Genomic DNA, 20,209 nt, shown 5'->3' with positions numbered 1-20,209 from the left:
CGGACAAACCGGCACAAACACCGCACGGCAAATCCGGAGCACGCGGGCACCGGCGCGAGTGGCGTCCTGAGCACGGGGCACACGTCGGCAGACGCTCGGCCTGGGAGGCAGCGATGACACGCCGCGCACGTCTTCTGGTTCTCGTGGGGTCGGTGGTGGCGGCCGTGGTCGCCTTCCCGGCCGCGGCGTCGGCCGCCGAGGCCGACGGGTGCTCCGGCTCCTTCACGTCGACGGACGCGTCCGGTGCCACCATCGGCACGGCCACCGCGCCGGGCGAGGGCGGGACGCAGGCCGACCCGCTCCCGATCGACCCTGCCGGCACCGTGCTCTGGGCGGGTGGCACGGACTCCCTCATCACCGACGGGACGTGGTCCGTGGCCGTGGCCGGTGTCCCCTTCCGGAGCGGCTCGTTCGTCAACACGGACGGCGAGACGACCCGTGACGGCACCCAGAGCCTCGCGGACCTTCCGGGGCCCGTGACCTGGGCGCTGCAGGGCGACATGGTGATCCCGGTGTCCGGCACGATCATCGGTACCGGCGGCTCGTGCGACGCGAGCGGGTGGATCACCGGGACGGGCTCACCGACCTCGTCGCCGATCCTCTTCGTCGGCGCCGGCCTCGGCGTCATCGGGCTGCTGATGGGCGTTGCCGTGCTCGCGGGCACGAAGGTCGTGGCCGGCGGCGCGGTCGCTGCGGGAGGGCTGTCATGACCACGAAAGTCCGGCGCCGCCCTGTCCTGGGGCTCTTCGCGGGCCTTGTCTTCGGGCTCGGTCTGGCCCTCGTGCTCGTCGTGTTCGGACTGGTGCCGACGACGGCGGTGTGGCTTGCGGCTGTCGTCGTCGCCTGCATGGTGCTCGGTGTGGTGGCCGCGTACGTGGCGCCCGTGAGGGGTCGCGAGCTGACGCTCAGGGCGCTCGGTCGAGCAGCACGGCCCGGTTGTGGACCAGCCGCGCGAGCTCGTCGGCCAGGCCCGGGTGGTCGTACCTCCGAGGAACCACCTCGACGGTCATCAGCACCGTCAGGTAGAGCCGGTAGACGGTGAGTCGCCGCTCGGCAGCAGGCGTCAGCGACTGTTCCGGTCCTTCCGCGAGCGGGAGCACGCCCCCCGCGTCCAGGTAGGCCGCGACGACTGCGGGGTCCAGGGGCTCGATCCGCAGCCCGTCGGCTCCGACCATCTCGAGCAGCGGGTCGCCGTACAGGCCCCGCTCGGATCGACGATGCCGGTCACCGCCCCGGTCAGCCGGTCGACCAGCACGTTGCCCGGCCACAGGTCCATGTGCAGCAGGTGGGGCGCGGTGATCTCGGCGAGCGCCGGTTCAGCACGCTCGACGGCCGCACGCACGAGCGGCGCATCGACCTCGACGCCCCACACCTCGGCGTCGTCCAGCAGGGCGGCCATCATCGCGCCGAAGGCCTCGGGCCACGTCGCGCCCCCGAGTGCGAAGTCGGCCGCCGGGTACCCGAACCGCTCGCCGACGACCTGGTGAAGGCCGGCCATCACCGTGCCGACGTCGCGGACCGCGCGGGCCGTCGCCGACGGGCTCATCGTGTCGTGAACGACGGACCACCCCTCGCCCGGCAGGAGCTCGGAGACCATCACGTCGACCTCGACGTGGCGCCGGTCGGTGTCCATCAGCAGCACCTCCGCGACCGGGACCCCGGGCAACCCCGCCGCGGTGCGCAGCAGGGCCGCCTCGCTGCGGAGCAGGTCTCGCTCGTAGGTCAGCAGCGGGGGTCGGTCACCGAGGTCGGGGGTCCCCGTCTTGACCACCACGCTCCGCCCGTCGGCGAGCCGGACCACCTGGACGGAGGCGAACAGCCCGCCGCTCATCGGTCGCGCCGAGACCGGTGTCCCGAGGGGTCCGAGCACCGCGGCGAGCTCGGCATCGGTGAGGGGACGCCGCGTCCCGGCGTGGATGTCGGATCCGATCACCTGCCACAGGCTAGGGGAGACCGCTCTCATCCGGTGGCGGATCGGAGTACGGGGCCCAGCCCGGCGCAGCTGCCGCGGCTCGGCCGTCGGCGTAGGCATCACCTGCGGGTCACCATCCGTGCGGTGCGCCTGCGTCGGCCGGATCCACCGGGTCAGCACACTGGCTGTGGAAGTGCCGGGCAACGAGGGGGAGCGCACGTATGACCCATTCCACCGTTCCACGGAGGTTCAGCGCACTGGCCCTGCTCGCGGTGGTGTCCGTGACCACCCTGACCGGGTGCATCTACGATCGGGTCCCGCCGCAGGCCATGTTGGTCAACTCCCGGAACGCGCCGGTGACCCTGACGCTCACCGGCGTCGACGTAGAACCCAAGGAGTTCCCTGCCTCGGAGGGACGCGCGGTGTGGGGCGCGGACGGCAAGCCGATCAAGGGGGACGGCGTGTGCGAAGGCGACGGCTTCGTCGTCACCGACACGGCGACCGGAGCAGTGCTGGGCACCTCCGACGAACCAGTGTGCGGAGACACGCTCATCAGGGTGAAGGAAGACGGCACAGTCACCTACTGACCGCATGCCGCATGCCGCACAGCCGCCGTGACGGCCTGCTCGACGCACTCGACGGCGCGATCCGCCGTCCGCGGTGATCCGTCGTTTGCCCGAACTCCCCGCTGCCGGGTGCTCAAGTTGGCGCATCGAATGTCGATACGTCTCCAGGGTTCGTATCGACTATCGAGATGGGGTCAGCCATGGGGTTGCAGGTGGGCAGCGCGGTCCGTACGCCGCGCAAGGGAGCTGCTGTCGTCGTGGGCATCGCCACCGTGGTGGGGCTCTTGGGCATCCTCGCCGGCATCGTCGTCGCCATTGCTGCCGGCGCCGGAACGTCGGGGTCTGCTGCGACCGTTCCGGTCGTCAGCGCAGACCCGGAGGCCATGTCGGACGCCGCGTCCGCCGTCGTCCACGGTACGGGCATGCCCGGCCGGGCGCCCGTGTACCTCACCAGGCAAGGCACCCTGATGCTGTCGGTCTACGAGAACGTCTCCGCTCCGACACGCGTCCTCGCCCAGGCCGACGTCGCGGCGTCCGCGATCGCCGCCGGCGTCGCGGTGCTTCTGCTCGTGCCCGTCCTGAGGAGCACGGCGTGCCGGGAACCGTTCGCTCAGGGCAATCCACCCCGTCTCGCCCTTGCTGCGGGTGCGATCTTCCTCGGCTGGGCGGCCGCGTCCGTCCTCCCCGTCATCGCCGCGAGCATCGTGGTCCGGAGTGTTCCGGCGGAGGCCGGTGGCTGGGAGCCGGTGCTCCGACCCGACTACTGGCCGCTCGGGTTCGTGGCACTGCTCGCCACTCTGGCGTTCGCGACGTGGCACGGACGCCGGCTCGTCGCAGACACCGAGGGCCTGGTGTGAGCTCGTCGACCGCTGCCGACTCGACGGCTCACCGCGTGCGGTGTCACCTCGCCGCGCTCCTCGACGACCGGAAGATGACCCTGGTCGAGCTCGCTCAACGCACCGGCATCACCGTCGCAAACCTCTCGGTGCTCAAGAACGACCGCGCACGCGCGGTGCGCTTCTCGACGCTGACCGCGATCTGCGAGGTCCTGGAGTGCCAGCCCGGTGAGCTCCTGAGCATGGTGACGGAGCCGCGGCAGCCGATCCGTCCACGGGCTGATCGCACAGGTCCCTGATCTGCGCAAAGGCTCGGGCCCGTCAGGACCCCTCCCTCTTGCGAGGGAGAGGGGGACGCACGGGTGGGGGTGGTGGGGCGATCGGTGGTGCGTCCAAGATCGACGTCATGGACACCGTTGGAACGCTGCCGAGCTTGCTCCGCCGTTCGTGGAAGCCACGTGCAGTCTGGCCCTGGGCCATGCCGAGCGTAGGTGGCGTGTCCTGGGTCCTGAGTATCGGCTTCGCGTTCCTCGTCGCAGGTTCCGTCTTCACGACGACGCTCACACCTCCTGAGCCGGAGTGGATCCAGTGGCCCGTGGCTGCGCGTGGCACCGCTGCGCGGTGGAAGGACGCGTTTGTGCCGCTGTTCACGATCGCGAACGTGAGCGTCGTCGTAGCCGTCCTGGTGGCTCGTCGACGGCCCTGGCTCGGCACGGTCCTCGCCGCCTGGCCGTTCGTCACGGTCGTCCTGTTCGGCACGACGGTCTGGGCCTGGTGGCTGGCCCTTGCTGCGGTGGCGGTGTGCGCGGCCGTCGAGCACCCGCGGAAGGCCGTCGTGCCCTACGCGTTGTCGGTCGGGCTGGTGGCCGTCGTCAACGGCGGGTACCTCACCTGGTTGATCCAGAGCGGCCAGGGGAGCCTCGGGGGTCCTGCCGGCTGGTGGCACGTCCTCGGGTACGCGACCTACACGGCGGCCGCAGTAGCGGTCAGTGCCGCCATCGGTGTGGCTCTCCGCTCGGTCGCCCGCACCGTTGCGGCCCGGGCGACCGAGAGCCACGCATTGGTGGTCGAGTCCACGGCGAGCGAACGGGCCCGGTTGGCCCGCGACCTGCACGACATCGTGGCGCACCACGTCTCGCTGATCGCGGTCCGCGCGGAGAGCACCCCCTATGCGCTGCCGGACCTGAGCGTCGAGGCCAAGGAGGTGTTGCGCGAGATCGCCGTCGACGCTCGCAGCGCACTCGGTGAGCTCCGTCAGGTGCTGACCGTCCTCCAACGGACCCAGGAGATGACGTTGGCTCCTCAGAAGGGCGCGGCCGACGTCGTGGCACTGGTCGCGGAAGTCGTGGCTGCCGGGCAGGGTGTGGAGCTCCGCGGGGGTTGGGCCGTGGTCCCGGCGGCGCAGGGCTATGTGGTGTACCGCGCGGTTCAAGAGGGCCTGACCAATGCCCGCCGACACGCCCCTGGCTCGATCGTGACCCTCACCTTGCGACAGAAGGCGGAGGTGGTCGGCTTCCGGATGACCAATCCCGTGCCGGGTCCAGGAGGCCAGGGTGAGCCCGGTAGTGGCCTGCTCGGGATGCGTGAGCGGGTCGAGGCACTGGGGGGCACCGTGAGCGCCGAGCTCGAGGACGATACGTTCGTGCTCGTGGTGGCGCTGCCCATGGGGACCCCGTGACGACCGTTGTGATCGCCGACGACCAACCCGTCGTCGTGCAGGGCTTCAGTGCCATCCTCAGATCGGCCGAGGACCTGCAGGTCGTCGGAGTCGCATACGACGGGGAGGCGCTCCTCGACCTCGTCGCCGAGCATGCGCCGGACGTCGCGGTGGTCGACGTCCGCATGCCGCGGCTCGACGGGATCGCCGCGACGAGGCGCATCGGCGCCTCCCACCCGGCCACGCGAGTGCTGGTCCTGACCACCTACGACCTGGATGAGTACGTGTACGAGGCGCTCCGGGCCGGCGCCAGCGGATTCCTTCTCAAGGACACGCCGGCGGAACGCCTTGTCGAGGCCGTGCGGCTGGTCGCCTCGGGCTCGATGCTCCTCGGGCCACAGGTGACCAGACGCCTCGTCCAGGACTTCGCCGCTCGCGCGGGCACAGCCGAGCCCACGCCGGGACTCGACACCCTGACCCCGCGCGAACGTGAGGTGCTCTTGGCGGTGTCGCGCGGGCGCTCGAACGCGGAGATCGGCATGGATCTTCACATCGGCGAACAGACCGTCAAGTCCCACGTCTCCGAGGTGCTGCGCAAGCTCGACTGCCGGGACCGGGTCCAGCTGGTCATCACCGCCTACGAGGCCGGTCTGATGCAGGAGCCGGTCGGCCCCTGACCGCCGGTCCGACGCGCAGCCGGTCGACCTTGACGTCCGCACCCGCGGCTCGTTCCCCTTTTGCGGCGCTCCAGGACGAGCTCTCGGCGTTGTTGGGGGAGCGGGTCGACGTCATCCCGCAGGACGCTCTGGCTCCGCACGCCGCGCACAATGCTCAGGCCGAGGCGGTGCCGATGCCAGTCGCAGTGGCGCGGGATGATCCGTCCGACGGCCGCTGCAACCTTCCGCCTCGCCCGCCCGTCTACGAGGTGTGAGCCCCGGGTCGATCCCGGCCGGACCAGGAGAGGACACCATGGTCGACCACCGGGAGAACCAGGTACTGAGCACCCTGGTTCGTGAACGCGGTCGCCACCTGACCACCTACGCCTTCCTGCTCACCGGCGACACCGCTGCCGCGCAGGATCTCGTGCAGGACGCGGGGCCGCGAGCGTGGGCGTCGCCGGGGTGGCCGCGGTGGCTGCGATCGCCGTCGCCGTGTCCACCGCCGTAGGGCTGGACCGGGACGAGGTGACGCCGGCCGTCCCGACACCGACCGAGACCACGGCCGGGTCCGGCTGGGAGCCGCGCTGGGACTGGTGCGGCAGCACCGTGACCGAGGACGACTTCTCGACGCACACGGGCGAGGCCGGCGGCTTCGACCTGGAGTGGCGCGGGGAACGGGTGTCCACGGACCCGGCCGCCCCCATCAGCGTGTCGGCGCACCTCGTGAGCAGCACCGGCCAGGACGGGGTCGTCGACGCCCGCGTCACCGAGGTGACCGCTGGTGTGCTCGGCGAGGACATGCGGTGGACGGTCGTTGGGGTCGAGTCCGCGCAGATCACGCAGGAGGTCCACGGGACCGTCACGGACGCGGCGGCGCTCGACGTCCCGGCCGAGACGCGACTGGTGTCGTGCGAGGCGAACCCGCTCACGGGCGGCAGCGGCACACTCGACACGCCCGTCCCCGCCGGCGAGTACTGGCTGCTCGCGACCCTCGAGGTCACGACGGCGGACGGCGAGGCGTACCCGGTGTTCGCCCCGGTTGCCGTGATCGGCGAGCCGGCGACGCCGCCACCTGGCGACAGTGCCCCGGAGGGCTGGCCGCCCAGCGCGACCGACCTCCACCACGGCGGCGAGACGTGGGGTGTCTACACCGTCGTGCTGGAGGCCGGCGCCTCCACGGCTGACCCGCGGTGGCTGGAGGGCGACCGGCGTCTGGGCGCGCTGGGCTACCCGGCAGGTGGCGGGGAGCTGGGGTGCGACCTCGGTGCCACGGAATCGCTCGGGCTCGGTGACGGCGCGATGGCCATCGCCAGCTACTTCGACACCCAGACGGATGCCGAGCTCTTCGCGCAGAAGTACGCCGCGGCGTTCGGTGACCAGGTCGTCGGCATGGCGCGCGTGACGACGGTCTGCATGGACTGAGCCGCATCGGTCGGGCGTGGTCGCGAGCCGTCTCCACGGACAGCGGTCTCGACACGGGCACCAGCCGGGCCAGCCGTTCGTCCCAATGGTGTTGCGTCGCCTCGATCGAGCGGCTCGAGGCGGCGGCGGGCAGGCGCACCAGCTCGTCGAATGAGGTACGTGTGGGACCAGGACGCCTGGTCCGACGACGTCTGGTGGCAGACCCAGGACCGGCGGATCGCCAAGCGGATCAACGAACTGCTCCGCGACATGGCCCGCGCCACAGCGTCCGGCAGCCACCACGAGGGCATCGGCAAGCCGGAGGCACTCAAGCGCGGCCTGCACGGCTATTGGTCCCGACGAATCACCGACGAGCACCGGCTCGTCTACATGGTTATCGACGACGAGATCCGCATCGCCGCCTGCCGCTACCACTGCGAAGCCTGACGAGACCTGCCTGAGCGATCCTGGCCGCGGTCCTGGCATGGCTGCCGCCGACATGAGGAGAAGCCCGAATTCGCCCCTCAGGCGCACCGTGAGCGATCATGGACGCATGGAGTTTCACGAGATGCGGGCCATAGCGCGCGACGTGCGTGCCAAATACGCGCAGGTTGAGGACCGTCTGTATGGGCGACCCTGGACCTCCGAGGAGATCATGCTCGGCTTCCTCGGAGATGTCGGCGATCTCGCCAAACTCGTGCAAGGAAAGGCGGGTGTCCGTCCACGCGAGGACCTCGACGCGGCGCTCGCTCACGAGCTGGCCGACTGCCTGTGGTCGGTGCTCACGCTTGCCGACGTCTACGACATCGACCTCGAGACAGCGTTCAGAGAGACGATGCGCGACCTCACCCAGCACCTCGAGAAGTCTTGAGAGACGCGACCTTGGGCTCGACAGGGGACGCCACGAGCTCCACCTCGAACCCGAGGCCGTCCTCGAGGTAGGCGGCGTAGTGGTCCGAGCCTCCCGCGTACGGATGCCGGTCTTCGAAGAGCAGGGACCACCCATGACGCTGCGCTTCGCGTGCCAGGTCGTCGACGTCAGCCCTGCTGCCTGCGTGGAACGCCACGTGGTTCAGGCCGGGATTGCGGCGGTCGTAGCGGTTGACCCGCACGTCAGGGCCGGCCTCGACGACGATGTAGGTGGCGCCACGCGCCCAGCTGCATCCCGTGCTCCACGAGTTCGCCAGGCGGTAGCCCAGTGCCCCCAGGAGCCACTCGAGCGACGGCCGGGCCGCCTCAAGATCGGCCACCCACAGCTCCAGGTGATGAAGTGTGCCCCTCGACGTCATCGCCCCATCGTTGCAGCCCCGAGTACGTCGACTCCTCGCCTGCTCGTCTCACCCGTGATCCGAAGGTCAGCGACCGCCGGCCCGGCCGTGTGGGATCGAACGCTGCGTTTCCGCAGGTCACACGGTGCCCCGAGTGGGATTCGAACCCACACTGGATCGGGTTTGAGCCGAACGCCTCTGCCGGTTGGGCTATCGGGGCCTGGCGGGCCGTGCTGTGCGGGTCGGCGACGCGCACGTAGAGGTCCACCGCGACGACCGTCGGGCCCGTCCCACCGAGTGCGAGACGACGCTCGGTGGACGCTGTACCGGCCCGGCCGACGTCGGCACTAGGCTAGCGCGGTGAGCGAGAGCGACGTGCCGCAGACCCCGGACCTTGATCTGCCCCTCGGCGGTACCGCCGTGCAGGACGTGCCTGACGCGCGGTCGAGCGGTCGACCGGCTCGGCGTGCCGTCGTCGCGGAGGACGAGGCCCTGATCAGGATGGACGTCGTCGAGACGCTCCGCGAGGCGGGCTTCGACGTCGTCGGCGAGGCCGGCGACGGTGAGACGGCCGTCAGGCTGGCCATCGAGCTCCGGCCGGACGTCGTCGTGATGGACGTCAAGATGCCGGTGATGGACGGCATCACCGCTGCCGAGCGCATCGGCAAGGAGCACGCGGCGCCGGTCGTCCTGCTGACGGCCTTCTCGCAGAAGGAGCTCGTCGAGCGTGCCCGCGACGCCGGGGCGATGGCCTACGTGATCAAGCCCTTCACGCCGGCCGACCTGCTGCCGGCCGTGGAGATCGCCATCTCGCGGTACAGCCAGATCACCGCCCTCGAGGCCGAGGTCGTCGACATGACCGAGCGGTTCGAGACCCGTAAGCGGGTCGACCGGGCCAAGGGTCTGCTGATGACCAAGATGGGACTGACCGAGCCCGAGTCCTTCCGCTGGATCCAGAAGACGTCGATGGACCGTCGTCTGACCATGCGCGAGGTCGCCGACGCCGTGATCGAGCAGGTCGGCGGCGCCGCTTCCTGACCTCCCGCGGGGGACCTGCTCCGATCGACGATCGGGGACGGATCCACAATCGGGGACCTTGGTCACAACTCGGCAACGACGGCATCTGATACGGCAGATTTCACACTCCGGACACACTCGGACGGTACGTTGCCCTGCACAGTCCCTCGCCGGGCGCTGTGTGATCCCCGGTGCGGGAGATCACAGTGCTCAACAGAGGGGTGCCCCGCATGAAGAGATCGACCAACGTCCTCCGCGCATCTGCGCTCGTCGGTGCCGTTGTCCTCGTGCTCACCGCATGCGGTGGGGACGACGGCGACGCGGGTTCCGACGGTGGCGGGAGCCCGCTGATCGTCGGATCGCTGCTCCCGCAGACCGGCTCGCTGGCGTTCCTCGGCCCGCCCGAGATCGCCGGCGTCAACCTGGCCGTCAACGAGATCAACGAGTCCGGTGGCGTCCTCGGTGAGGACGTCAAGATCGTCCACGCCGACTCCTCGGACGCGGACAACGCGGAGGTCGCGACCCAGTCGGTCACCGACCTGATCAGCCAGGACGTCCAGCTCATCATCGGTGCGGCGTCCTCGTCGGTCACCCTCAACGTGGTGGACGACATCACCGGCGCCGAGATCGTCCAGATCTCCCCGGCGAACACGTCGACCAAGCTGAGCGGGTACTCGGACTACTACTTCCGGACGGCACCCTCCGACCTCGTGCAGGGCTCGGCGCTGGGCAACCTCGTGATCAACGACGGCCACGCGAACGTCGCCTTCCTCGTCTTCAACGACGACTACGGCATCACGCTGCGCGACGTGGCCAAGGAGACCATCGAGGCAGCCGGGGGCACCGTCGTGTACGGCAACCCGGGCGAGGAGTTCGACCCCGCGTCCGACGACGTCATCCCGTCGGCCGTCACGGCCGCCCTGGCGACCAACCCGGACGCCATCGTGCTGATCGCGTTCGACCAGACCAAGCTCATCGTCCCGGCGCTCGCCTCGGCCGGCTTCGACACCTCCAAGCTGTACTTCGTCGACGGCAACCTCGCCGACTACAGCGCGGACTTCGAGCCCGGCACCCTCGAGGGCGCACAGGGCACCCTGCCCGGAGCGTTCCCGAGCGATGATTTCCAGGCCCGCCTGCTCGAGGTCGACGACGGCCTCACCGACTTCTCCTACGCCGCGGAGTCCTATGACGCCGTGATCCTGGCCGCGCTGGCAGCGGTCAAGGGCGAGGGGACCGACGGTCCGACGATCCAGGCCAACCTGGCCTCGGTCTCCGGTGCCGACGGTGGGACCGAGTGCACGACGTTCACCGAGTGCGTGGACCTCATCGACGGCGGCGAGGACATCGCGTACCAGGCCGTCTCGGGCGCCGGTCCGTTCAACGCGGACAACGACCCGTCGTCGGCCTTCGTCGGGATCTACACGTTCGACGCCGAGAACAAGTACACCTGGGTCAAGGCGGAGTTCGGCGAGGTCGGCTGACCTCGCACGCTGACGCTCGTCAGGCGGATGGCCCGGCCAGGTTCCCCTGGCCGGGCCATCCGGTGCCCGTCCCGCCGGTGTCAGTCTCCGGCGGTCAGGTCCTTGGCCGTCCCGCGTGCCTGCGCGGCGTCGGCCTGCTCCTGGTCCGCCGCGAGCGTGCCGAGGTACAGCTCGATCACCTTTGGGTCGTGCATGAGCTCGCGGCCGGTGGCCGTGTAGGCGTTGCGCCCCTGGTCCAGGACGTAGCCCCGGTCGCAGATCTGCAGGCAGCGCCGGGCGTTCTGCTCGACCATGACGATCGAGACACCGGTCTTGTTGATCTTCCTGGTGCGGATGAACGTCTCGTCCTGGCGCACCGGCGAGAGGCCGGCGGACGGCTCGTCCAAGAGCAGGACGGACGGGTTCATCATCAAGGCCCGCGCCATCGCCACCATCTGGCGTTCGCCACCGGACAACGAGCCCGCGCGCTGCCTGCGTCGGTCGCCGAGCGTGGGGAACAGGTCGACGATCGCCTCGAAGCGCTCGGCGAAGGACCGTGGCGCCTGGAACGCACCCATCTGGAGGTTCTCCTCGATGGTCAGCGACGGGAACACGTTGTTGTTCTGCGGCACGAACCCGACGCCGCGGTGCACGAGCGTGTCGGCCCGCTTGTTGGTGATGTCCTCACCGCCGAGCGTCACCGTGCCCGACCGCACGCTGACCAGACCGAACAGGGCCTTGAGCAGGGTCGACTTGCCCGCCCCGTTGGGGCCGATGATGCCGATCAGCTCGCCGGGGTAGACGTCCAGGTCGCACCCGTTGAGGATGTTCACCCCGGGCAGGTAGCCCGCCACGAGGTCGCTCGCGCGCAGCAGGGGGTCGCCGGTCGGTACGGCGCCGCCGACGGGCACGCTCTGGGCCGTCGTGGTCATCGGTCCTCCTCCTCGTGTGCTCGCTGCTCCGCCGCCGCTTCCAGCTCGAGGGTCGCTGCGACCTCGTCCGTGAGCAGCGCGTCGTCGCCCAGATCGGTGTCGTGGTGGGCACCGAGGTAGGCGTCGATGACCGCCGGGTCGGCCATCACGCTGGCCGCCGGGCCCTCGGCGACCAGCCTGCCTTCGGCCATCACGGCCACCCAGTCCGAGATGTGCCGCACCATGTGCATGTCGTGCTCGACGAAGAGCACTGTCGTGCCCTCGTCGCGCAGGGACTGGATGTGCCCGAGCAGGGACTGGGTCAGGGCCGGGTTCACGCCGGCCATCGGCTCGTCGAGCATGACGATCGTCGGGTCGCTCATCAGCGCTCGGGCCATCTCCAGGAGCTTGCGCTGGCCGCCGGAGAGGCTGCCGGCGAACTCGTCGCGTTTGTCGAGCAGCGTGAAGCGCTCCAGGAGGGCCTCGGCCTTGGCGGTGACCGCTCTCTCGCGGGGCCGCCAGATCGCGGGGACGAGGGCCGCGCCCAGGCGTTCGCCCGGCTGGTCACGTGCGCCGAGGCGCATGTTGTCGATCACGGTCATCCGGCTGAGCGCCTTGGTGAGCTGGAAGGTGCGCACCATCCCGGCGCGTGCGACCTTCGCGGCCGGCACACCGGCGAGCGAGCGACCGTCGAACGACCACCTGCCGGTGTTGGGCTGGTCGAAGCCCGTGAGCAGGTTGAACAGGGTCGTCTTGCCGGCACCGTTCGGGCCGATCAACGCCGTGATCGCGCCCCGCTGGACCTCGAGGTGGGCGACGTCGACCGCCGTCATGCCGCCGAAGCGACGCGTGACGTCGTCGGCCACGAGGATCGGGTCGGGCTTGGCGGCGCCGGGCTCGTGCGCGACGCCGGCCAGTGCCGCGGCAGCGGTGTCAGCGGACATTGATCGCCAGCTCCTTCTTGTCGCCCAGGATCCCCTGAGGTCGGAAGATGACCAGGAGCATGAGCGTCACACCGACGACGATCCAGCCGAACTGCTCGATCTGCTCGCTGCGCATCACGGTGTCCGGGATCACGTCGCGACCGACGGCCTTGATCAGCATGAGCGTCGCCCAGAAGAGCATCGAGCCGAGGACCGGACCGAAGACCGTCGCGGCGCCGCCGAGCAGCAGGATCGTCCACACCCAGAACGTCATCGGTCTGCCCATGGAGTCGGGCTGGACCGCGCGTGGCATGACGTAGATGACGCCGGCCAGCGAGGCGATGACGCCGCCGAGCACCAGGGCCTGCATCTTGTAGGCGTAGACGTTCTTGCCGAGCGACCGCACGGCGTCCTCGTCCTCGCGGATGCCCTTGAGCACCCGGCCCCACGGGCTGTTCATCAGCCGCCACACGAGCAGGCAGGCCAGCAGGACGACGGCCCAGCCGACGATCCGGACCCACCAGCTGTCCGAGGCGTTGTTGGAGTACTCGAACGGGCCGAGCGCGGTCCTGCCGTCCGGCAGCGGTGACAGGTCCTGGAAGGTCGCCTTGTAGCTGTCCCCGCGCAGGCCGGAGGACGCCCCGGTCAGGTCGGTCAGCGCGGTGGACCGCCCGATGATGCGGACGATCTCGGCCGCCGCGATCGTCACGATGGCCAGGTAGTCGCCGCGCAGCTTGAGCGTCGGGATGCCGAGGATGAGCGCGAAGACGATCGAGGACGCCACAGCGACCAGGGCTGACGCCCACACCGGGAAGCCGGCGATCGTCGAGATCGCGAAGCCGTACGCGCCCAGGAGCATGAACCCCGCCTGGCCGAAGTTCAGCAGGCCGGTGAGCCCGAAGTGCACGTTGAGCCCGATGGCGGCCAGCGCGTAGGCCGCCGTGGTCGGCGCGATGAGCTCGCCTGCGACATTGCCGAGGATCCGTGTCCAGTCCATGTTCGCTCCGTTATCCGACGCGCTCGGCGCGGCCGAGGATGCCTTGGGGTCGTAGCAGCAGGACGAGGATCAGGATGACCAGCGCCCCCGCGTACCGCATGTCCGACGGGATGACGAGGTTCGAGAGCTCGACCACCAGCCCGATGACGATCGAGCCGACGAGGGCACCGAACGCCGTCCCGAGGCCGCCGAGCGTCACGGCCGCGAACATCAGGAGCAGCAGGGTCGAGCCCATGTTCCACGCCGTGGCGTTCAGGTACAGGCCCATCAGGACCCCACCGAGGGCCGCGAGCCCCGCACCGAGGGTCCACACCAGTCGGATGATCCGGTCGACGGTGATCCCCGACGCGGCGGCCAGCGCCGGGTTGTCCGAGACCGCCCGGGTGGCCCGCCCGATGCGGGTGGCGACCAGGAAGTACGAGACACCGAGGAGGGCGACAGCGGCGATCGCCAGCGAGATCAGCGACTGCTGGGTGATGTACACCGGGCCGAGGTTCACCGTCTGCGGGTTCGAGCGCACGATCCGCAGCGAGCTCCCGCCGAGGAAGAGCTGGAAGAGGTACTGCAGCGTGATCGCCAGACCGATCGTCACGATGAGCTGCTGGGTCAGCCCGATGCGGCGCTTGCGCAGCGGGTGCCAGATGCCGGCGTCCTGCAGCCAGCCCGATGCGGCGCCGATGGCGACGGCGAGGATGCCGGCGACGAGCAGCGGGAGCTTGGCCTCCTGGACGAAGAGATAGGCGAGGATCCCGCCGAGCGTGACCTGCTCGCCGTGCGCGAAGTTGCTCAGCCCGGTGGTGCCGTAGATCAGCGACAGGCCGACCGAGGCGAGCGCGAGGAGGGTGCCGAACACGAGCCCGGCGGTGGTCTGCTGGGCCACCCGCGCCCAGTTCACGCCACCGGCGCTGGTGCTCCCGGGCACCGCGGTGTCCAGACCCGGTTCGGCACCGGCCGACGGTTGCGCCGTCGGCTCGTCGGAGCCGTCGTCGGGCGACGCCGCCGGGCTCCCGGTCGGTGCTCCGAGCGGGAACAACGTTCCCGTGCTGGAGCCGAGGGTGACAGTGACGGTGCGGGGGTTGCCGGCCGGGTCCCGGAGCGTCTCACCGGCGGGCAGCGTCGCGACGTCGACGGTGACCAGGTACTCACCGGGCACGGTGAGCGCTGCCGCCCACGTGCCGTCGGCGCCGGTCACCGCGGTGACGGTCTCCTCGTCGCCGGCGATCTCGAGCTCCACACCCGCTGCCGGCTCGCCGTCCGCGGTCCGGATCGTCCCGCCCACGCAGCCGTTCTCGGCGCTCGGGGAGCAGGTCGTCCCGGCTGCCGCTGCCGGGGCGGCTGCGGAGACCAGCAGCGCCCCCGCGCCGAGCAGGAGAGCCATCAGGACCGAGGCCCGCGGAGCTGCCCGCAGCCCCGCTCGTGGAGAGCCACTCGATGAGCGGCCCGTGGTGGCTGCTGCAAGGTGCACCGTGGAACCCTCCGTCCGCTGTCGCGCTCTCGCACGGTCCGCGCCGCGCGTCGTTGCGCGGCGTACCCGGCGTGCATCCGTCACCGGGTGACGGTGACGATAGGCAGCCGATGTGTCGCGCGGGTTTCGCGACACGCACACCTTGGCAGCATCGGGTGGCCAGCACACCTTGCCGGCGGAACGGACGTTCGCCAACGGGTGACTTTCGCTGCGGTGCGCAGGCGGTTATGTTTCCACTCATCAGTTCGGCCGTACCCCCCGGTACCCCCTACCTGCCACGGCCGGCGTCCCGCAGAAGGAGGCCCGTCGACGTGCGTCCTGTCATCGAGGTTCGGCGCATTGAGCCTGTCGACATGGACCAGGTGGTGAACCTGTGCCTCACGGGGCGTTCCGAGTCGTCGGTCGGTTCCCAGGTCTGCACGTCGGACGCGACGACGCTGGCCCACCAGCTCGGTGCCCTGACGGCTGCGCCCGGTGGCACGCTCCTCGTGGCGATCATCGACGGCGCGGCTGTCGGTCTCCTGCTGGGCCGCCTGGTCGGCCCCAACCCGTTCACCGACGAGGTGAGCCTTGCGGTCGAGGTCGTGTACGTCGGGCCCGAGCATCGCCGCCGGGGCGTCGGCCACAGCCTGATGGTCGGTGCCGCCGACGTCGCGGCCGAAGCGGGTGCCGAGCACGTCTACGCGGCACCGATCCCCGGCGCGCGTGGGATGCAGCGGTTCTTCGTCCAGCTCGGCTTCGCCCCTGCCGCCGCCCACCGGGTGACCACCACGTCCGCGCTGCTGCGACGTCTGGCCCTCGACAGCAGCCCCAGCGGTCGGGCCGGCTCGCGCGGGCTCGACGACCTCATCGCACGACGGCGCCAGTCACGCGCCGAGGCTGCGTCGGCCGCGTCCGTCGGGTCGATGTCGGGGGATCAGGCCGGACGGCGCGCGGCGATCAGCAGGCACGTCAGGCGCGCGGTGCAGACCCGCCGCGACGTCGAGTCCTCCACGACGACCTCATAGCTCGCCGTCGTCGAACCGAGGTGCAGTGCCGTGGCGGTGCCCGTCACGATGCCGTCCCGGGCGGCGCGGTGGTGGGTCGCGTTGACCTCGATGCCGACCGCCTGGCGACCCGCGCCCGCATGGAGCATCGCGCCGTAGGAGCCGAGGGTCTCGGCGAGGACGACGGACGCCCCGCCGTGCAGCAGGCCGTACGGCTGGGTGTTGCCGGCCACCGGCATCGTCCCGACCACGCGACCGGGTGCCGCCTCGACGATCTCGATCCCCATCCGCTCGATGAGCGTGCCGACGTTCGATCGCCGGATGGCCTCGAGGTCGGCTCCGGTTGTGGGGTCCTCGGCGCGCTCGGCGCCGTCGATGTCGCTGTCGGTCATGCCCGATAGGTTGGCACCCGTGAGCGACCTGGCGCGAGCCCGACCCCTGCTGCTGCTGATCGACGGCCACTCGATGGCGTACCGCGCCTTCTTCGCCCTGCCGGTCGAGAACTTCGCGACGACGACGGGGGAGCCGACCAACGCGGTGTACGGCTTCACGGCGATGCTCGCGAACCTGCTGCGCGACGAGCGGCCGACCCACGTCGCGGTGGCGTTCGACGCCGGCCGCACGACCTTCCGCACCGAGCGGTACCCGTCCTACAAGGGCACCCGGGACGCGACGCCGCCGGAGTTCAAGGGCCAGGTTCCGCTGATCAAGGAGATCCTCGACAGCCTGCGGGTCGCGACCCTCGAGAAGGTGAACTTCGAGGCGGACGACATCATCGCGACGCTGACGACCCGGGCGGTCGCCGACGGCATGGACGTGCTGGTCTGCACCGGTGACCGGGATGCCCTGCAGCTGGTCGGCGACGCCGTGACAGTGCTCTACCCGCGCAAGGGCGTCTCCGACCTGGTGCGGTACACGCCCGCAGCGGTCGAGGAGAAGTACGGCCTCGCGCCCGCCCGCTACCCCGACCTGGCGGCGCTGGTCGGCGAGACGAGCGACAACCTGCCGGGGGTGCCGGGGGTCGGTCCCAAGACCGCCGCCAAGTGGATCGCGATGTACGGCGGCCTCGACGGTGTGCTCGCAGCAGCGCCCGAGATCGCCGGCAAGGCAGGCGAGAGCCTGCGGGCGAACCTCGAGCAGGTCCGGCTCAACCGGGAGCTCAACGCGGCGGTCACCGATCTGGACCTGGCGCTCGGCGTCGCCGACCTCGCCGTCCAGCCGTGGGACCGCGAGGCCATGCACCGGGTCTTCGACGCACTGCAGTTCCGCACCTTGCGCGAGCGGCTCTTCGCGATGGTCCCCGAGGAGCAGGGCGAGGCCGGTGGCTTCGAGCTCGAGGTGGGCACCCTCGGTACGGGGGAGCTGGCAGCGTGGTTCGCCCAGCGCTCCGGACGGACGCTCGCGCTCGAGGTGAGCGGGCGACCGGTGCCGGCTGGTGGCGACGCGTGGGCGGCAGCGATCGCGGACGGTGCGGCGCACGCCATCAGCCTCGACCTGACCGAGCTGGACCCGGCCGACGAGCTGGCCCTGGACGCCTGGCTGAGCGACCCGCTCGCGCCCAAGGCCCTGCACGGGGCCAAGGACGCCTGGCACGCCCTGGCCGGTCGCGGTCTGCGGCTGGACGGCGTCGTCTTCGACACGCTTCTCGCGTCCTACCTGTGCCACCCCGACCAGCGCACCTACGACCTGAGCGACCTGGCGGTCCGGCACCTGCACCGCGAGCTGCGCACGGAGACCGCCGCTGCGGGGTCCGGCCAGGGAGCGTTCGAGCTCGATCTCGACGGCGGCTCCGAGGTGCAGCGCACCGGCGTGCGCGCGGCCGCCGTGGCCGAGCTCGCCGAGGTGCTCGGCGGCGAGCTCGTCGACCGCGGCTCCCGGCACCTGCTCGACGAGGTCGAGCTGCCGCTGGTCCGGGTCCTGGCCGGTATGGAGCAGGCCGGCATCGCGGCCGATGTCGGCTACCTCACCGAGCTGGAGCGAGGCTTCGCCGCGACGGTGGCCGACGCGGCGGCCGAGGCGTACGCGGTGATCGGCCGCGAGGTGAACCTCGGCTCGCCGAAGCAGCTCCAGGAGGTCCTCTTCGACCAGCTCGGGATGCCGCGGACCAAGAAGATCAAGACCGGCTGGACGACCGACGCCGCGTCGTTGACCGACCTGTTCGAGCGCACCGAGCACCCGTTCCTCGCGCACCTCCTGGCCCATCGGGACGCGTCGCGCCTGCGCCAGACCGTCGAGGGCCTGCTGCGGTCGGTCGGTGACGACGGGCGCATCCACACCACCTTCCAGCAGACGATCGCCGCCACCGGGCGGCTGTCCTCGACGGACCCGAACCTGCAGAACATCCCGATCCGGACCGAGGCCGGCCGGCAGATCCGGCGCGCCTTCGTGGTCGGCGACGGGTTCGAGACGCTGCTCACCGCGGACTACAGCCAGATCGAGATGCGGATCATGGCTCACCTGTCCGGTGACGAGGGTCTGATCACAGCGTTCAGGTCGGGCGAGGACCTGCACAGCTTCGTGGCGTCACGGGTCTTCGGTGTGCCGACCGACGCTGTCACGTCGCAGATGCGCTCCAAGATCAAGGCGATGTCCTACGGCCTTGCGTACGGACTGTCGTCCTTCGGCCTGTCCAAGCAGCTGAACATCCCGGTCAGCGAGGCGGCCGCTCTCATGGAGGACTACTTCGCGCGGTTCGGCGGGGTCCGGGACTACCTCGCCGGGGTGGTCGACGAGGCGCGCCAGACGGGCTTCACGGCCACCATCCTCGGCCGTCGGCGCTACCTGCCGGACCTGACGAGCGACAACCGGCAGCGCAGGGAGATGGCCGAGCGGATGGCGCTGAACGCGCCGATCCAGGGCAGCGCCGCGGACCTGATCAAGGTAGCGATGCTCGGGGTCGAGGCCCGACTGCGTGCGGCCGGACTGGCGTCCCGGATGCTGCTGCAGGTCCACGACGAGCTCGTGCTCGAGGTCGCACCCGGCGAGCTCGTCGCGGTCGAGCAGCTCGTCCGCGACGAGATGGGCTCCGCCGCCGACATCTCCGTCCCGCTCGACGTCTCGGTCGGCACCGGTTCGAGCTGGCACGACGCCGGTCACTGACCGCCGGTCGCTGACCGCTGGTCACCTACCGCCGGTCGCCCACCGCTGGTCACCGATCGGGTCGCCTCGCTGTCAGGCGCGTCGGCAGACGAAGATCGCGGTGCCGGGCAGGTATGCGCCGCGGACGGGTCCCCAGCCGCCCCAGGAGCGCTCATGGCCCGCCGGCCACTCGGGTTCCACCAGGCGCTCGAGGTGGAAGCCGGCACAGTTGAGGTCGGCGACATGGTCGCCGAGCGTCCGGTGGAACTCGGCGTAGGCGACGCCACCGGTCTGGTCGGCCTCGACGTACGGTCGTCGGTCGAAGTACGAGCGGATCGCGGTCAGCCCGCGTTCGGACGGGTCGTCGGGGAACGCCCATCGGATCGGGTGGGTGACCGCGAAGACCCACCGGCCGCCCGGGCGAAGGACCCGTGCCACCTCGGCGTGCACCGCGTCGGCGTCCGGCACGAAGGGGATCGCGCCGAACGCGGTGAACACGACGTCGAAGGAGCCGTCCGCGAAGGGCAGCGCCCGGGCGTCGGCTGCGACCGTCGGTGCCCGCAGCCCGGTCGTCTCGTCGAGGTCGCGTCCGGCCGCCAGCATGCCGAAGGACACGTCGGTGGCCACCACCTGGGCACCTCTGCCGGCCAGCCAGCGCGCGCCCTGGGCCGCGCCGGCACCCACCTCGAGGATCCGCCGGCCGGCGACCGTGCCGAGCAGCCCGGCCTGCTCCTCGCGGAGGCCCTCGGGGCACCAGCAGAGGTCGGCCGCGCCGAGGAACTCGCCGTGCTCGGCGAGGTAGTCGTGCGCGTTGGCGTCCCACCAGCCGCGCGCCGCGGATCCGGCGGGCCCGTCCGGGACGTCGTGGAACCCGGCCTCGCCGGGCGGGAGTGCTGCCATCGCCGTACCTGCTCCTGCTCGTCGGTGGGACCGGTCCGGACGGCGCAGGTCCTGGCCTGAGGACGCAGGTCGGGTCGGGACGGTCCGAACGGACCGTCGACCTGCTTTGACCCGTCCTTCGCGCGACGCATAGGATGATCCCCGGCGCGGCACGTCCTGCGCCGGATCCATCG

22 protein-coding genes and 1 tRNA gene are annotated in these 20,209 nt (G+C 70.9%); 13 read left to right on the top strand and 10 right to left on the bottom strand.

Annotated features, from left to right (window positions below):
- Positions 1-113: 113 nt before the first annotated feature.
- Complete coding sequence (locus K415_RS0118405) at positions 114-710, top strand: hypothetical protein (RefSeq protein ID WP_155859525.1); 597 nt, start codon at positions 114-116, stop codon at positions 708-710.
- A 195-nt stretch (positions 711-905) separates the two neighbouring features.
- On the opposite strand, the gene K415_RS23055 is transcribed toward K415_RS0118405, so the two are convergent.
- Both K415_RS23055 and K415_RS22190 read right to left on the bottom strand, forming a co-directional pair.
- Positions 906-1,100: a hypothetical protein gene (locus K415_RS23055; RefSeq protein ID WP_024288496.1), complete on the bottom strand. Its 195-nt coding sequence runs from the start codon at positions 1,098-1,100 to the stop codon at positions 906-908.
- Positions 1,064-1,933 carry a phosphotransferase family protein gene (locus K415_RS22190; protein WP_024288495.1) on the bottom strand — a complete coding sequence of 290 codons (870 nt, stop codon included), beginning with the start codon at positions 1,931-1,933 and terminating at the stop codon, positions 1,064-1,066. Before K415_RS22190 ends, K415_RS23055 begins: the two co-directional genes overlap by 37 nt.
- Before the next feature lie 260 nt (positions 1,934-2,193).
- Here K415_RS22190 and K415_RS0118395 point away from each other — a divergent pair, with 260 nt between their 5' ends.
- The 8 genes from K415_RS0118395 to K415_RS0118355 all read left to right on the top strand — a co-directional run bounded on the left by K415_RS0118395 (position 2,194) and on the right by K415_RS0118355 (position 7,902).
- Positions 2,194-2,499 carry a hypothetical protein gene (locus K415_RS0118395; protein WP_155859523.1) on the top strand — a complete coding sequence of 102 codons (306 nt, stop codon included), beginning with the start codon at positions 2,194-2,196 and terminating at the stop codon, positions 2,497-2,499.
- Between the two features lie 179 nt (positions 2,500-2,678).
- Positions 2,679-3,335: a hypothetical protein gene (locus K415_RS0118390; protein WP_024288493.1), complete on the top strand. Its 657-nt coding sequence runs from the start codon at positions 2,679-2,681 to the stop codon at positions 3,333-3,335.
- Positions 3,332-3,613 carry a helix-turn-helix transcriptional regulator gene (locus K415_RS0118385; RefSeq protein ID WP_024288492.1) on the top strand — a complete coding sequence of 94 codons (282 nt, stop codon included), beginning with the start codon at positions 3,332-3,334 and terminating at the stop codon, positions 3,611-3,613. The genes K415_RS0118390 and K415_RS0118385 overlap by 4 nt, the downstream gene beginning before the upstream one ends.
- 197 nt (positions 3,614-3,810) lie before the next feature.
- Positions 3,811-4,992: a sensor histidine kinase gene (locus K415_RS23050; protein WP_024288491.1), complete on the top strand. Its 1,182-nt coding sequence runs from the start codon at positions 3,811-3,813 to the stop codon at positions 4,990-4,992.
- Entirely contained in the window at positions 4,989-5,648 is a 660-nt protein-coding gene (locus K415_RS0118375; protein WP_024288490.1) for a response regulator transcription factor, read from the top strand. The genes K415_RS23050 and K415_RS0118375 overlap by 4 nt, the downstream gene beginning before the upstream one ends.
- 453 nt (positions 5,649-6,101) lie before the next feature.
- Positions 6,102-7,052, top strand: coding sequence for a hypothetical protein (locus tag K415_RS0118365; RefSeq protein ID WP_155859522.1), 951 nt, complete (start codon positions 6,102-6,104; stop codon positions 7,050-7,052).
- A gap of 150 nt (positions 7,053-7,202) precedes the next feature.
- Complete coding sequence (locus K415_RS0118360) at positions 7,203-7,478, top strand: Txe/YoeB family addiction module toxin (RefSeq protein ID WP_024288487.1); 276 nt, start codon at positions 7,203-7,205, stop codon at positions 7,476-7,478.
- A gap of 106 nt (positions 7,479-7,584) precedes the next feature.
- The gene (locus K415_RS0118355) at positions 7,585-7,902 is read left to right on the top strand and encodes a MazG nucleotide pyrophosphohydrolase domain-containing protein (RefSeq protein ID WP_024288486.1); all 318 of its coding nucleotides are present in this window, start codon (positions 7,585-7,587) and stop codon (positions 7,900-7,902) included.
- Here K415_RS0118355 and K415_RS0118350 read toward each other — a convergent pair.
- Together K415_RS0118350 and K415_RS0118345 are read right to left on the bottom strand one after the other, a co-directional pair.
- On the bottom strand, positions 7,877-8,320 hold the full coding sequence (locus K415_RS0118350) for a VOC family protein (RefSeq protein ID WP_024288485.1): 444 nt from the start codon (positions 8,318-8,320) through the stop codon (positions 7,877-7,879). The two genes, K415_RS0118355 and K415_RS0118350, sit on opposite strands and share 26 nt — an antisense overlap.
- Before the next feature lie 125 nt (positions 8,321-8,445).
- A tRNA-Leu gene (locus tag K415_RS0118345) sits at positions 8,446-8,519 on the bottom strand.
- Between the two features lie 140 nt (positions 8,520-8,659).
- Here K415_RS0118345 and K415_RS0118340 point away from each other — a divergent pair.
- A complete protein-coding gene (locus K415_RS0118340) occupies positions 8,660-9,337 on the top strand; it encodes a response regulator (protein ID WP_024288484.1) in 678 nt (225 codons plus the stop codon).
- Positions 9,338-9,546: 209 nt separating this feature from the next.
- Positions 9,547-10,797, top strand: coding sequence for an ABC transporter substrate-binding protein (locus K415_RS0118335; RefSeq protein WP_024288483.1), 1,251 nt, complete (start codon positions 9,547-9,549; stop codon positions 10,795-10,797).
- Between the two features lie 80 nt (positions 10,798-10,877).
- On the opposite strand, the gene K415_RS0118330 is transcribed toward K415_RS0118335, so the two are convergent.
- From K415_RS0118330 to K415_RS0118315, 4 genes are read right to left on the bottom strand one after another with little or no spacing between them, the layout of a single operon-like run.
- Positions 10,878-11,708, bottom strand: a complete 831-nt coding sequence (locus tag K415_RS0118330; protein WP_024288482.1) for an ABC transporter ATP-binding protein — start codon at positions 11,706-11,708, stop codon at positions 10,878-10,880.
- Positions 11,705-12,631: an ABC transporter ATP-binding protein gene (locus tag K415_RS0118325; protein WP_024288481.1), complete on the bottom strand. Its 927-nt coding sequence runs from the start codon at positions 12,629-12,631 to the stop codon at positions 11,705-11,707. The genes K415_RS0118330 and K415_RS0118325 overlap by 4 nt, the downstream gene beginning before the upstream one ends.
- Positions 12,621-13,607 carry a branched-chain amino acid ABC transporter permease gene (locus tag K415_RS0118320; RefSeq protein ID WP_024288480.1) on the bottom strand — a complete coding sequence of 329 codons (987 nt, stop codon included), beginning with the start codon at positions 13,605-13,607 and terminating at the stop codon, positions 12,621-12,623. Before K415_RS0118320 ends, K415_RS0118325 begins: the two co-directional genes overlap by 11 nt.
- A gap of 10 nt (positions 13,608-13,617) precedes the next feature.
- Positions 13,618-14,985, bottom strand: a complete 1,368-nt coding sequence (locus K415_RS0118315; RefSeq protein WP_024288479.1) for a branched-chain amino acid ABC transporter permease — start codon at positions 14,983-14,985, stop codon at positions 13,618-13,620.
- A 440-nt stretch (positions 14,986-15,425) separates the two neighbouring features.
- Between K415_RS0118315 and K415_RS0118310 the strand changes: the two genes are divergently transcribed.
- Positions 15,426-16,079: a GNAT family N-acetyltransferase gene (locus K415_RS0118310; RefSeq protein ID WP_024288478.1), complete on the top strand. Its 654-nt coding sequence runs from the start codon at positions 15,426-15,428 to the stop codon at positions 16,077-16,079.
- Here K415_RS0118310 and K415_RS0118305 read toward each other — a convergent pair.
- On the bottom strand, positions 15,989-16,345 hold the full coding sequence (locus tag K415_RS0118305; RefSeq protein ID WP_231495011.1) for a PaaI family thioesterase: 357 nt from the start codon (positions 16,343-16,345) through the stop codon (positions 15,989-15,991). The two genes, K415_RS0118310 and K415_RS0118305, sit on opposite strands and share 91 nt — an antisense overlap.
- 103 nt (positions 16,346-16,448) lie before the next feature.
- Here K415_RS0118305 and polA point away from each other — a divergent pair, with 103 nt between their 5' ends.
- Positions 16,449-19,157: a DNA polymerase I gene (gene polA / locus K415_RS0118300; RefSeq protein WP_024288476.1), complete on the top strand. Its 2,709-nt coding sequence runs from the start codon at positions 16,449-16,451 to the stop codon at positions 19,155-19,157.
- Positions 19,158-19,229: 72 nt separating this feature from the next.
- On the opposite strand, the gene K415_RS0118295 is transcribed toward polA, so the two are convergent.
- On the bottom strand, positions 19,230-20,036 hold the full coding sequence (locus K415_RS0118295) for a class I SAM-dependent methyltransferase (RefSeq protein ID WP_024288475.1): 807 nt from the start codon (positions 20,034-20,036) through the stop codon (positions 19,230-19,232).
- Positions 20,037-20,209: the final 173 nt, after the last annotated feature.

It is taken from the genome of Cellulomonas sp. KRMCY2 (genome assembly GCF_000526515.1).
In the GTDB taxonomy this organism is placed as follows: Bacteria; Actinomycetota; Actinomycetes; order Actinomycetales; family Cellulomonadaceae; genus Actinotalea.
The sequence above is the reverse complement of the archived record's forward strand: the minus strand, read 5'-3'. Positions and strand labels throughout refer to the sequence as shown.